This window comes from Mesobacillus thioparans, assembly GCF_965138835.1.
Taxonomy (GTDB): domain Bacteria; phylum Bacillota; class Bacilli; order Bacillales; family Cytobacillaceae; genus Mesobacillus; species Mesobacillus thioparans.
In genome coordinates, this window is record NZ_CBCSFH010000002.1 from 474,683 (window position 1) to 487,828 (window position 13,146).

At 44.6% G+C, this 13,146-nt stretch carries 12 protein-coding genes; 2 read left to right on the plus strand and 10 right to left on the minus strand.

Going from position 1 to position 13,146, the window contains the following annotated elements; all coding sequences use genetic code 11:
• Window positions 1-18 precede the first annotated feature (18 nt).
• The 7 genes from ACNAZ4_RS06945 to ACNAZ4_RS06975 all read right to left on the minus strand — a co-directional run bounded on the left by ACNAZ4_RS06945 (window position 19) and on the right by ACNAZ4_RS06975 (window position 8,812).
• A complete protein-coding gene (locus ACNAZ4_RS06945) occupies window positions 19-1,272 on the minus strand; it encodes a cysteine desulfurase-like protein (RefSeq protein WP_415813471.1) in 1,254 nt (417 codons plus the stop codon).
• A 340-nt stretch (window positions 1,273-1,612) separates the two neighbouring features.
• Entirely contained in the window at window positions 1,613-1,867 is a 255-nt protein-coding gene (locus tag ACNAZ4_RS06950; protein ID WP_415813472.1) for a hypothetical protein, read from the minus strand.
• 95 nt (window positions 1,868-1,962) lie between these two features.
• The gene (locus tag ACNAZ4_RS06955) at window positions 1,963-2,709 is read right to left on the minus strand and encodes an alpha/beta hydrolase (RefSeq protein ID WP_415813473.1); all 747 of its coding nucleotides are present in this window, start codon (window positions 2,707-2,709) and stop codon (window positions 1,963-1,965) included.
• Between the two features lie 247 nt (window positions 2,710-2,956).
• Window positions 2,957-4,513, minus strand: coding sequence for a SagB family peptide dehydrogenase (locus ACNAZ4_RS06960; RefSeq protein WP_415813474.1), 1,557 nt, complete (start codon window positions 4,511-4,513; stop codon window positions 2,957-2,959).
• 11 nt (window positions 4,514-4,524) lie between these two features.
• A complete protein-coding gene (locus tag ACNAZ4_RS06965) occupies window positions 4,525-6,474 on the minus strand; it encodes a TOMM precursor leader peptide-binding protein (RefSeq protein ID WP_415813475.1) in 1,950 nt (649 codons plus the stop codon).
• On the minus strand, window positions 6,471-8,372 hold the full coding sequence (locus tag ACNAZ4_RS06970; RefSeq protein ID WP_415813476.1) for a putative thiazole-containing bacteriocin maturation protein: 1,902 nt from the start codon (window positions 8,370-8,372) through the stop codon (window positions 6,471-6,473). Before ACNAZ4_RS06970 ends, ACNAZ4_RS06965 begins: the two co-directional genes overlap by 4 nt.
• Before the next feature lie 155 nt (window positions 8,373-8,527).
• Window positions 8,528-8,812: a heterocycloanthracin/sonorensin family bacteriocin gene (locus ACNAZ4_RS06975; RefSeq protein ID WP_415813477.1), complete on the minus strand. Its 285-nt coding sequence runs from the start codon at window positions 8,810-8,812 to the stop codon at window positions 8,528-8,530.
• A 337-nt stretch (window positions 8,813-9,149) separates the two neighbouring features.
• On the opposite strand from ACNAZ4_RS06975, the gene ACNAZ4_RS06980 reads away from it, so the two are divergent.
• Both ACNAZ4_RS06980 and ACNAZ4_RS06985 read left to right on the plus strand, forming a co-directional pair.
• Window positions 9,150-9,941, plus strand: a complete 792-nt coding sequence (locus ACNAZ4_RS06980) for a TIGR00266 family protein (RefSeq protein ID WP_415813478.1) — start codon at window positions 9,150-9,152, stop codon at window positions 9,939-9,941.
• A 519-nt stretch (window positions 9,942-10,460) separates the two neighbouring features.
• A complete protein-coding gene (locus ACNAZ4_RS06985) occupies window positions 10,461-10,724 on the plus strand; it encodes a hypothetical protein (protein ID WP_415813479.1) in 264 nt (87 codons plus the stop codon).
• 66 nt (window positions 10,725-10,790) lie between these two features.
• On the opposite strand, the gene ACNAZ4_RS06990 is transcribed toward ACNAZ4_RS06985, so the two are convergent.
• Genes ACNAZ4_RS06990 through ACNAZ4_RS07000 form a run of 3 tightly spaced genes read right to left on the minus strand, consistent with a single transcriptional unit; the run spans window position 10,791 to window position 13,070 of the window.
• Window positions 10,791-12,059: an FtsW/RodA/SpoVE family cell cycle protein gene (locus ACNAZ4_RS06990; protein WP_415813480.1), complete on the minus strand. Its 1,269-nt coding sequence runs from the start codon at window positions 12,057-12,059 to the stop codon at window positions 10,791-10,793.
• Between the two features lie 6 nt (window positions 12,060-12,065).
• Window positions 12,066-12,473 carry a PadR family transcriptional regulator gene (locus ACNAZ4_RS06995; protein ID WP_415813481.1) on the minus strand — a complete coding sequence of 136 codons (408 nt, stop codon included), beginning with the start codon at window positions 12,471-12,473 and terminating at the stop codon, window positions 12,066-12,068.
• Window positions 12,474-13,070, minus strand: coding sequence for a sigma-70 family RNA polymerase sigma factor (locus ACNAZ4_RS07000; RefSeq protein WP_415813482.1), 597 nt, complete (start codon window positions 13,068-13,070; stop codon window positions 12,474-12,476). It lies immediately after the preceding gene.
• Window positions 13,071-13,146: the final 76 nt, after the last annotated feature.

Here is a 13,146-nt window from a genome sequence, read left to right on the forward strand (position 1 = left end):
GATTCATCTTACCTTTCTTTAAAATCTGACGGCATTCTTTTGATGCTGTTCAATATAAGCTGTCAATCCTGCCTTGAATTGCTGGATTTCTTCTTTTGTATTATAAGGGGCAAGCCCGATCCGCACCCAGCACCCTGTCGGATAGACATCCAATACCTCAGCCATCGTTGAAGCATAGAAATCCCCATCCGCCACACACATATTATAATTTTTGGCTAGCCATGCAGTTACTTCCCGGGAATGGTGCCCTTCTATGGTAAAGGCAAAAGTCGGCGTTTTGCGTCCTGATGCTGCCCGGTACAAGGTCACTTCTGGAACACTTCTAAGAAAGTTCTCCACTTCCCCTGCAAGCTCCTGCTCATATTCATCTATTGCATGCATTCCAGTGAGCAATCGTTCTCTTCTCGTCTCTCCATAACCCAGTTCCTCAATGAACTGAATGGCACCCATCACTCCGGCAATGCCTTCATGGTTCTGAGTCCCTGTCTCGAGCTTATATGGGATCTCGGCAGGTGCAGGTTTCAGCTTATAAACAGGAAGTTTTTCAAAAAGACTCTCTCTAACAACAGCAATTCCCACATGAGGACCAAAGAACTTGTAAGCCGAGCATAGAAGTATGTCACAGCCCAACTCCTCAACATCGATCGATACATGTGGTACACCATGGACGGCATCGACAACCGAGAGTGCCCCGACCTCCTTCGCCCGTTTGATGACCGGCAGTAAATCGGTCACAGTCCCGGTGACATTCGATGACATGCCTACCGCGACCAGTTTGGTTTTCGGTGTAACCACCTGCTCCAACTCATCCATTTTTAAACTGTACGTCTCGGGATCAAGCTTGAGGAATTTAATTTCTGCTCCTCGGTCCTTTGCCAGGGTGATCCAGGGATCGACATTTGCACGATGGTCAAGTTCGGTGACGACAATCTCGTCACCTTCATTGATGAAGCTAGCGAGACTCCGTGCAATCGCAAAAGCATGTGTGGTCATGTTTGCACCAAATGCCACCTCATTCACCTTGCACCCTAGCAAATCCGCCACTGCCTCCCTGGCCTTATCCAGCATCGTATCCGTGTCGGCACTCGTATTGAAGGTGCCATGGAGATTTGCCATCCCGTTCCTTATGTACCTGTACATCGATTCAAGCGCATAATCAACCATCTGCGTCCCGCCTGGCCCGTCAAAATAAATAACTTGCCGGCCATCATCCTTACGGTTTAAAGCCGGAAACCTCTCCCTCACCTGTTCAATCGGAAACTTATCAGCCAACCCCATCACTCCTTCAGCAAAATATATCTATATTATGTCATAATATTCTAACAATTACATCTAAAACCCTTCGACAAGCAAAGGAAAAGTTTTAATGAATCAGCAATTATTCTTGAAAAGCAGCTGTCCGTCAGAAGAGTAGCCGGACACTGTAACTGGACCTTCTTTACCATTTTCCAGATTAGATACAAGGTAAAAAACAAAATAGAAACCATTGAAATCGAAACCAAAAATCTCATATTTCACCCCTTTCACTTTCTGCACAAACGGTCGTTATTCTAACATAAAAAAAGAAAGACCAAATCCATCACGATTTGGCCTGACTGAATCACTTTTTTCCTTATTCATCCTCAGGTATGACAGGACAGACTATATAACAATTCCCGCTCTCCGTACAAACAATCTCACAGTCATCAAACGGTTCTTCGCCTGTTCCGTAGCAGGCTAAAAAACAAATTGATTCCATACATACCAAAACACAATCGTCAGGCACTTCCCTCACTGGTATGATCTCTAATCTGGATAAAGGCACTCTGCTGACATTCCGGTCACAAAACAAATCAGAAAGATCCCCTATATGTTTTTTTCTCTTCATCTTTTCACCTCCATGTTACCATGTTATTCATGGAGGAAGACAAGGGTATGGATGTTCGTCAGGATTGAAACTAAGACATCATAGAGAAAACCGGATTATGACACCAAATATGAAATGACATCTGAAATTCGCTGTTTAAAAGCTGTATACTGATGCTCAGCCCCTTCAATCACTTTCAATTCTGCCTGAATTCCTTTCTGTTCGATAATGGAAAAAATCGCTTTGTTGGTTTCGAGAAATGGCGCTGCGAGTTTTTCGCCGCCTTCCTTTGTACCGCAATCCAGATATATTTTTTCCAGTGAAGATAAATCTGTGTCCTTCATCAGCTGCTCGATTTCTTCTTGATTTCGGTAAAAACCGGAGGAAAGACCGGCCACCCTTTTAAAAATATGTGGATATTCGCATGCAGCATAGACTGTGATTAAACTTCCTAATGAAATGCCAGCCATATAAGTTTCATTGGGGTTGGAAGGATACTCCGAGTCAATCAATGGCTTTAATTCGTTCACAATGAACGAGATATAATCCTTCCCTTTCCCGCCTTCGGTACTCGGTTTGCCGAGCAGTTTTGTTGTAAATTCGCCATTCTTCCATGGACAATATTCATTGATCCGCTCCGAAGACTTTTGGTCAATCGCCACAACCATCAGCTCGATCTGTTTCTTTTCCAATAGCTTAACCAGCTCCAGCCCGACACCGCCGATTGCCTCTTCATTGCCAAATACATTCTGGCCATCATGCATGTATAAAACGGGAAACCTTTTGCCGGCCTTTTCTGATGGGACATATACCCGGATCCCTCTTGCCTCGCCAAACAATGAAACTTCAAAACTATTGATCATCAGCAGCACACTCATCTCATCATTTTTAAAGAAAATATTACCATAATCAGTTAACAGTCGCTAGAATATCTTATGAAAGCTTACGGCAGGAAAATAATGATAAATTTCGTGATCACCGAGCATCAAGACGTCTCTTTTAATGGAGTCCTTACCAATCCCGATGAGCAATGAAGAAAGCTGCACCAGCTTGAATGCTGCGCAGCTTTCTTTGCTTCATCATTCTATGAACAGTTCACTTCGTCCTCTCTTAGCTATGCAAACTTGCTTTTAACCATGGCCTCGGACGGAATGCACCGATTGGAATCTGGATCAGACTTGTTTGTTCACTCATTCTGTACAATTCATCCGCCATGCCTGCATCGAATCCAAGCAACGGATGTCCTCCCAATCCCAGCGCGGAGGATGTTAAAAGCAATCTTTGCACGAGCATGCCTGCTTCCATTTGCATAATACGGTAGCCTCTATACCCGATTTCTTCCTTGTAAAAATCCATATTGCCAGCCACATGCAAACAAAGCGGCACTTGCTGCAGATTGACATTATCAAAGGACAAACCTGACTGCAAGAGACGACGGTGATCTCCGTGCTGTATTTCTAGTAAACTATGTTCCCTATTGTCATATTGGTATGCCCCATTCGGGACACCTTCAACATTATAAAGGCAGCTATAGAGCGAAACCCTTGGAGCCTGATAGGGAAAAACATCGTCCAAATCATTGCGGTATTGAAACGAAGTCAACGACTCTTTAAATAGGGCCGCCACTTGCTGATGACTGATCCGTGATAAGACAAAATCCATCTCAGGAGAAAAGCGTCTTTTGCTTACTTCTGCCAGATCATAGGTTAATGATTCTGTTTCTGGTAGAATAACCTGTTGGTTTCCCCGTGCATAAGAAGACCAGTTTCGAAGCCGCGTGAATGAGTCGGTTGATTCGATTTTTGCGGCTTCATTCATGGCTATTAATTTATAGAATTCCAGAACGTTCTTCGACCTTTCTACTCGCTCGCATACGACTGGTTTCAATGTTCTTTTTAGTGCCTCCGCTGTTTGAAGATCACGTGCTCCTTTGCCACTTGAAGTCCAGTTGGTCGGTTCCGCGGACAAGGGGATCACCGAATAGATGCTCTCCTCCTTTTCTGATAAGCCGAGAAGGTGATTGATTGCCGAATCCAGATATTGATAGTAAACCCCGGCAGCGAAACCAAAACGATTTGCAGTTTCCAACAACTGGCCCATCAGCACCCCGGCATCCAATCCTTGCAGGCGATAGGAAAAATTATTGTACTTAAAGAAGTTTTTCCAGAACATTGTAGAGATGAAGACAGTACCGAAACAGGATGAAACTTCACAACGGTCTCCAAGGGCAGCAGAAATATAGGAATCAAAATTCCCAGCCCGCAACAAGACAAGGCGGTGGTGCGATGGATCATAGTGATAGACTCCATCTGGAAGCCCATTTATCTTTAAATAAATATAAAGTTCATTAGGATAAAGCGCTCCGCCGGAGGGAGCAAACCGCTTGTAGGAATGAATCGGATCAGCATCTTCAGGATAAATGGTTTCGCTTAATTGCGTTATTCCATAGACATACCAGAGGAAATGGCCAATTTCCTTTATGTCCGGACTGGTGGGCATTCTGTTTTCCGCAAGCGACAACGGGACCTCCGCAGAGAGCGGCACCACCGGAAGTCCTTTATACAACTTATAGGATAAAGGCGCATCCTCCCAATTAGGTTCCCAGTTTTCCTGGTTGGCACGATCGATATCAAAGTGTAAATCCTTCAGAAATTCATCAAGTTTCATTCTCGCACCTCCTACGGGAACGGATGCGGCAGGTGGTTTAATCCTTCATATTTCAAAGGTTCATTCGTATAACCAAGTTGCATCGGTACTTGGAGCACACGCTCAAGCCCTTTGAGACGGGTCAGATGGTGGCCAAAGGTCATTGGCAGCATTCCCGGTATCATCACCTTCACACAATAAAGCCCATTTTCCCTCAGTTCTGGCGGAGTCTGGTCGACAACGATGACATTGAGGCCCGATTCACGGAATTTCCCGAGAACTTCCTTCAAATCTTCGGTCAAGTCATCATGGCGGGACTCCCAGTTAAATGCATCCCTAAAACTCTGGATTGACCGGCTGTCATCGAGCAGGAAGCTCAACCTCTCTTCAGCCTGCGGCAAGCCATAAAGCATCCCGTGATCATCCATTTGAGTCACTAGGTAATCATCCTCTAGCATTTGTAAATACTTTTCCTGGTTCGCTTCGAATTTCCCATCAAGATTAAGCATCATCCCGGCAAGCTCCTGAATCGCACTTTTGGCAGCCTTCACTGGATCCAGATGGGCCCCGGCGGCACAAATGATGTTCATTCCCCTATTCTTCAAGTTCCTTGCCAATGCCCAGACGCTTGGTATGCCATGCTCCATCGTAGCGTTATACAAAAGCAACTCATAGCCAGCTACAGAACGAATGCGCTCAACCATCAATTGCAATTCTTCGTCTTCGGCAGATACAGGATCCAGGCGGTTTAAATTCAGTTTTGCGTACCACGACAATAGGAAGGAGTCACGCTCGACCACCTCCATGATGCCATAAAAAATCGCTTCTTCCATGCTTCCGCCGAGTGCGCATCCGTTGGAAGTTTCATAGACAAATCCCGAAGACCCGCATCCCAGGCTATAATAGGAGAGCAGTTCGGGCACAAGGATTGGACGCTCATCGGTCAATGAGTAACCCCAAACCCAATCCATTGGACGATCAGGATCGAATTTCTGAAATGGAAAACCTGGTTTTTCATATTGCTCATCCGCGTGGACACCAACCTCCAATGGGTTCAATGCCTTGCCTTCGAGATTTCGGTAACTGTCATGAACAACTGGACGTTTCCCGCGTGGTTCAAGTCCGCAATGGCGCTCAAGGCCTTCTAGTATGGCAGTCAATTCGCTTTCAGCATAGCATTGTGTCCTTCCTGCTGTGCCTTCATTGCCACCATTGATCATCGGCAAATTGACACTCGCATCAGCGAAGGGTGTGACCAGATCATACATTTTGCTGTTTAACAGTCCGGTCCGGTTATCTAAGTAATCTTCGTAAAGGACTTCCTTCAAATGACCAAGCGGAGTGGTCCGGTAGCTTCCGGGGCTGATTTTTGGACTTGTTTTCAATGATATTTTTGCCAGTTCAACCGAATCCTCAGGAATCTGACTGCATACCGGGCACAGTGAATCAGCAAGGAATGAATGCCACGAACCATTTAACGTCTTTAAGTCGGTAAAAAACATCCTACCTTCGAGCCGGGACTCTTTCCCTGCAAGGATCTTATCTGTTTCCTGCACAATTATATGAGCCAGCTGAAGTAGTCCGATTTGCGAGGCCCATGGGTCTCTTCCCATCCCTTCTATAGCAGCCAGCTTTTGTTTCACTGCCTGCATTTCACTTCTTTCCTGTCCCCCAAGGAGCCTTCTCAGGTCGGCACACTGTGAACACCCCGGAGTATCCGGACGAACGAGCGGGCCAGCAATGCCTTCTCCAAACGAAACAAAACCCCGGAGCCATGCGCTGCCTGTTATGTTCACCAGTTCTTCAGCCTTTTGATGGGCAGCGGGATCCCAAGTATCATGAAGCACCAGGATCAGTTCCGAATTTGCGGGAAGGCTATTTTCAAAATCAGTCCGCCTAAACACCTGGTATCGGGTTGATAATTCTTCCCCCACACGTTCAGCAAGCCTGCCTTCTCCAATTATTACTACGAAGGAACTCAATATAATCCCTCCTCTCGAAGCAATACACCAACCACCCCTTCAAGCTGCTGATTAAAAGCTGGTTCAACCCGCAAATCATATACTGAAAGCCATGTTCCCTTCTCTTTCATGACATTCAATGCTGCATATAGAGTTTCTGGTTGGATTCTTGCAGGGCAATCCGGAATGGGGATCGTTTGTCGTTGCACTTCTTCCAGCTTTACCTCGGAATCATGAAGGCGAACCCCATTGGATTCATTTTGAAAATCAGCCAGAGCATACTGCAAAGATTTCCTTAGCGCCATGGTTTCATTTAAATCAGAACTCCCGTACCAGCCTTTGCCCGTTCTAATCCAGACAACTGGAAAACCAGAAATGTCCCTTCCCAACCCTATTTTCGGTGGACCTTGCAGCATTGTAAGAGAATTTAAATAGAAACGACAACGTTCATCTTCCAATGGTTCCAGGTTCACAAGAGTTATCGATTCTATTTGGCCATTCCATCGATTTTGCAACTTCTCTGACAGACATTTTTGCAAACCGCGGCCAACAGCTTCCACAAAGGTTACACCGGCTCCGACTCCCATGAACTCCCCGTTATGAATCAAACCAGCCATCCGTGCTGCATACTCTTCAATGCCTGATAATGCCGCTTCTATTCGCGCCTCCTCATGCGTAAAGCCACTGCACACGCGCGCCTCCAGCGATTTAGCTGGTCCTTCCGACAGTGGATCGGCTGCCTGAACACCGCATTGTGCCAATGGAAGTTGTTTCAGATCTCCTTCCTCCCACATATGCAAGATCCCAGTTTCCTTGGAAGTCAATAAACTGAAATAGTGCAGTAGCTTTTCCGTTTCCGATTCTCTATGGTTTTTTTCGATTCGGGCCTCGAGTGTTTCAATCTTTTCAACTGTGAATGCTCCAGTTTCCAACGGATGCGGGAAAAAGGAATGCCAGCTTCCTTCAAGAGTCTCTAGATCCAGCAAAAAGACCCGGTTCTTTTGCTCTGAAGTTGTGACGCCCGCAAGATCCTTGAATAATTCAAAAGTGATCACATTCGCCAGCAATGCTCCCGTTGTCAATGAAGCTGATGGGACTTCATGCTTTTTTTCCAAGACTGAGTCATGCAATCGCCTCCATGCCGACTCCCATGAAACCTCAGAATCCGGATAACAAATCGGCCCAGCAACCCCTGCGTTTTGGAGAAGTATCGCAGGGATGAAGGTTTTCTTTTCCTCCCTGCAAATATTTTGCAGCTGTCTCAGCTCTACCTGATTGCCACCCTGTGAAACATAAAGAACATGATCATATGAACCTATCAGCTCCCGCCAGTTCCCTTCTTTTGTGGACAGTTCCTGGTATGCCACTTCGGAATCTGTTTTTTGGGCATGAGCCACCAGTTCTTCGAGTCTTTTTCTGTTTGTTGGCACTTCAGTTGTAATTGAGACATTCAGGTTTTTCAGCCCTGATTCCAATAATGAGGATACCAGTGAATTAAAAATTGGCCCGGAACCAACAGCAAGCACATGTGAATCCCGGAACGATTGGAACCTTGCAGCTCCCGAGCCGGCCAAATTATCCACAAACTCGATTTGCGAAGCGAATTTTTTCATAACCTGTTCAGATAGTGAGTGTGGATCGTCCGTGGCAACATCCCGAACAAATCCATTTTCTATTAGGACGCCCGCAATTTGATAGACACGCTCTTTATAAGGCCCTGGCAGCCCGTCGGTCAATTTTTCCAGCGTATACTCCCCATTGAACATTGGCAATAGCTTCTCTACCCATTGTTCAATCCCATTTCCCTCCAGACGGAAGGAACATGAATTATTCCTTAAATACACTCCCCTGTTTGGTTCAGAGAGATAAAACGTATCCCTTTTCACCTTCAAGCGCATGGAAGGATCCAATTTTTCCATTTCACTCCTCCTTAGGCTTTTCTAGCCCCCTGCTTTGCTTAGTTACCTCGCATTATTATCGTATGTATCTCAATTTGTCCCATATGTCATAACGGAAAATAACGAAAACTCCTGCAATTCATTTTGCAGGAGCTTCCGTTACAAGCTATATTATATTAACCTCGATGGCATCGGCCACAGCCGCCGCAGCCGCCGCATCCACCACAACGGAAGCAACCGCCACAGCCACCACATCCGCCACAGCGGAAACACCCTCCGCATCCAAAGCACCTAAAGAAGCAAGAGAAACCGAAGCAGCCGCCAAATCCACCCAAGCCTACACCCAGAAAACGCTCATCTCCTGCATGGTGGTACACATTCTGATCCCAGCTGACTGGCTGAGTTGCCTGGAAATCCCCAACATTCAGCATTTGCAGCTCGTTATGAAAATCATTCATCATCTTTCTTTACCTCCTCTAATTAATACAGGGCATTTTAAACAGCAAAAAACAAAGAATTTTACCAAAGATATTCCTGCAGATAGGATGCAATCAATATTGAATACTCTTCAACAATTTATGTAGACAAAAGGGCCTTTGTCACAGATGCAAAAGCCTATTTTGTATTGGGAAGAGAAAAAGTAGGAATTGGCGGCAAGAAATGCGTGCCTAAAAAACAGGAGGAGATATTCGGGACGGCCTTTTGAGCGAACTTTGCTGACTACAAGATTTTCTGCAAACAACATTGCAAAGATGTACAATAGACCTAGTAAATCAATCCATAATGGAGGTAATACCAATGAAGAACCATGAAATTGATTATAAAATATACGGGGACGACATGCAGTTTGTCGAGGTGGAACTTGATCCGAATGAAACGGTTGTCGCTGAAGCTGGCAGTCTGATGATGATGGAGCAGCATATTGAAATGGAAACGATTTTTGGCGACGCGTCCGGAAACGGCGGCGGTCTTGTTGGCAAGCTGTTCGGTGCAGGAAAGCGTCTGCTGACTGGTGAGAGCCTTTTCATGACAACGTTCACCAATACCGGACATGACAAGAAGCATGTATCCTTCGCATCCCCTTATCCAGGAAAAATCATTCCGATGGATTTGAGCGAGCTAGGCGGGAAAATCATCTGCCAGAAAGACGCTTTCCTGGCAGCGGCAAAAGGAGTTTCTGTTGGAGTTGAGTTCCAGAGGAAGCTTGGAGCCGGTTTCTTCGGCGGCGAAGGATTCATCATGCAAAAGCTGGAAGGAGACGGAATGGCATTTGTCCATGCCGGAGGAACAATACATAAGAAAGAACTCCAGCCTGGTGAAGTACTCCGGGTTGATACAGGGTGTCTCGTCGCAATGACAAGTGAAGTGGATTACAACATCGAAATGGTAAAAGGCATCAAAACCGCACTATTTGGCGGTGAAGGCCTATTCTTCGCTACACTGAGGGGACCAGGCACAGTATGGATCCAGTCACTTCCATTCAGCAGGCTTGCAAGCAGAGTCTTTGCCGCAGCGCCCCAAGGCGGAGGCCAAAACAAAGGTGAAGGCAGCGTACTGGGCGGAGTCTTCCGCATGCTGGATGGCGATTGATTAATAGGGATTGGGTAGTTTGATTGGTTCGGACTATTTCTTCGTTTCAAGCCGAGGTTTTGTCCGAACTTGCACCTACTTCGGACAAAATCTTCATTTTAAGCTGGAGTTTTGTCCGAACTTGCACCTACTTCGGACAATGTCTTCATTTCAAGCTGGAGTTTTGTCCGAACTTGCACCTACTTCGGACAATTTCTCCGTTGCAAGCCGAGGTTTTGTCCGAACTTGCACCTACTTCGGACAATTTCTTCATTTCAAGCTGGAGTTTTGTCCGAACATCCAACTACTTCGGACAAATTCTCCGTTACAAGCCGGGGTTTTGTCCGAACATCCAATTACTTCGGACAATTTCATCAGCCTGAGCCGGGGTTTTGTCTGAACCAACCTCCTGATTGACTCTCTTTTAAAATAATAGCAACTAAATTAAGAATAATGTAAATTATTAGTTTACAAACAGAACAACCGTTCCATATAATAGTAATAGATTCACTATAATCAAAAGATCAGGGGTGGTATAAAATGAGTAAAATCGCTGAATCACAAAGATCTTTTATTTACCTGGAAGTGGACGAGCTTTATCTTAAATCGAACCTTTTAGAACCTCAAAAACAGTCAATCTACCAGGAGTTCAAGGTTTTCCTTGATGGTGTGGATGACACTTCCCTTTTAACTGAAATCACTGATGCTATATTCGAACTCGGGGCTTCCGAGGATGACTCATTCCCAAATCTATTAACCTTGAAAAAACAGCTTTCAGAGAAGCAGCTGCTGATTAAATCCTGATATTACTGAATAGTAAATAGCTCAGAGATTTGCCTCTGAGCTTGAGTTTTCCTTACTGTTTTTTCGTCAAGCCCTCTTTATAGTGATATCCTTCCTCCTGAACACACTTAGCACCATTCCCATAATAAAAGCATTGAAAAGCATATGCATGAGCCCGTAGCTGATGAATGGAAGTGACATGGAAATCAGCGGGAAAATGCCAAGAATCATTCCAACATTATATAGGAATTGGACAAGGAACAATGTTACACCGCCGAGTAGCAGCAGGTTCCCATATTTGCTGTAAATCGACATTGAAATCATCAGGATCCTTACAGCGAACAAAGACAGAATGACAACCAGCAAGATGGCGAACCAGTATCCATAATGATACGTCAGGTTCAGGAATGCATAATCCGTATGTTCAAATGGCAAGGCTTCCCTTTTTGCAGAGGAACCAAACCAGCCTGCTGATGCCAATCTTTCTTTTAACTGCAGGTACATATACCCCCAATTATTTGGATATTTTTCCGGATGAAGAAATCCTAACAATCTTGCGAGCTGGTATTCTTTTACTGTGAACCATGTCAAAGTGCTGAAGGAAATAAATCCGAGACCAGCGAAGAGGCTTATGATGATTGCCGTTTTCCTTTTAATCGTACTCCACCACATCATAACGAAGACCATGGTTACATAAATAAACGTGACTGCCAAATTCGGGATTGCTAAAAATAATAGCAGGGATACACCAAACAAAAGGAAATGCTGCCAGAGTTTTATTTTCTCGTTGCTAAAAAATGAAGACCAGGCCAGATACAAAAATGGCAAAGCCATGAAACTGGAAATTGAGAAGGGGCCAACCATTAGATACGGAGCTCCATTAATGTACACATTTGGAACCATGATTAACGCGACGAGAAGCATAATTCCTATTGAATAAAACCAATAACCTCTTTTTTCAAACATGCGGTAATCGATGAACATCATGACAACTGCAAGAACGATGCCCAGAAGAACGTGAACACCTTTCTTCACTAAATAATCATTTGCTAACCCATCACCAACTGTCAACAGAGGCAGGAAACTCAACCCCATGGTGATGACCAGCAAACCGATCAGCAGCCAATCCACCTTCGGCTTATGCAATTTGTTCATCTCATGTCCGAGCTTCGAAGGACTTCCCATCTGGCTGACAGCTTTTTCTTCCGCTTCCGTTTCACTCATTCCCTTGCCGATCCATTCCTTTTTTACTTCATTTAAATGAAATTCGAGTTCTGAAGCCACGAATTTCTTTGCTTCCTTTGAACGAATATGGTTCATCACTTCGCTCAAATAATGATCCCATCTCTTATTCATTACACATCACTCCTCCAGCAGCCCCTTGATTGTGTTGCGGGTTGCCGCCATCGACTTTCCCTGCTTCCGAAGGTATCTTTTGCCCTTATCCCCGACCAGATAGACTTTCGTTCCTTCCTCTTTCCAGGCAGAAACGATCCATCCTTTTTGTTCAAGACGGTGCAGGATGGTATATAAAAAACCTTCTTTCCCCTCGAATTTCTGGAACCCCCGGGCTCTCAGAAGTCCCGTCAATTCATAGCCTGTTTTTTCGTTATGGAGAAGCTGCAGGATTGCTAAGGTGACCATTTCCTCACTCTCATCAGGCCTGTTGATTTGCTTATGGACTTCACTTCTCATCTTTTCTGAAAAACATAACTCTTTAAAAGCAGACTCCTCCATTGATTTCCGGAGACGATTCAGACGGTTCTCCATTTATATTGCCTCCAATCTTTCCTTCAAGAGTTCTTTTGCTCGTTTTAGCCTCGTCTTTACCGTGTTTTCTTTTATTTCAGTAATCGATGATATTTCCTTGATTGTCAAATCTTCAAAATAAAATAAATAGATAACTTCTCGATATTCTACTGGCAGTTCCATGACCGCTGCCACCAGTTCTCCATCTGCTTCATCCTGGATTACTATTTCCTCGACACTATCATACTGGCTTGATTCATAAATAGGCTGATAATCCGTCGTAAAGACATTTTTGTTATACCAGCTTTTCAAATAATCCTTGCAATGGTTGGAGGCAATCCTCCAAAGCCATGTACGGAACATTGATTTTCCGCTAAAAGTATGGAGCGATTTGTAGCATTTCACAAAGATCTCCTGAGTCAAATCCTCGGCTATTTGCTTATTTTTCACATATGAAAAAGCAAGCTGCAGAATCTCTTGACCGTATTTATCCATGATTTCATCGATTATTTCTCCTGCGTTATCGATTTCAATCATTTCTGCTGTAATTTCATCCACAACCTTTCCCCCTTCATAGTTATAGACGACGCTCTTAAGAAAAAGTTTTTGAATATACATGATAACAAATAAATCTGATGCTGTATTTAGACCTTTCTCTGACTACTGCTCCCTTGTCTTTTTGAAAATATAATCG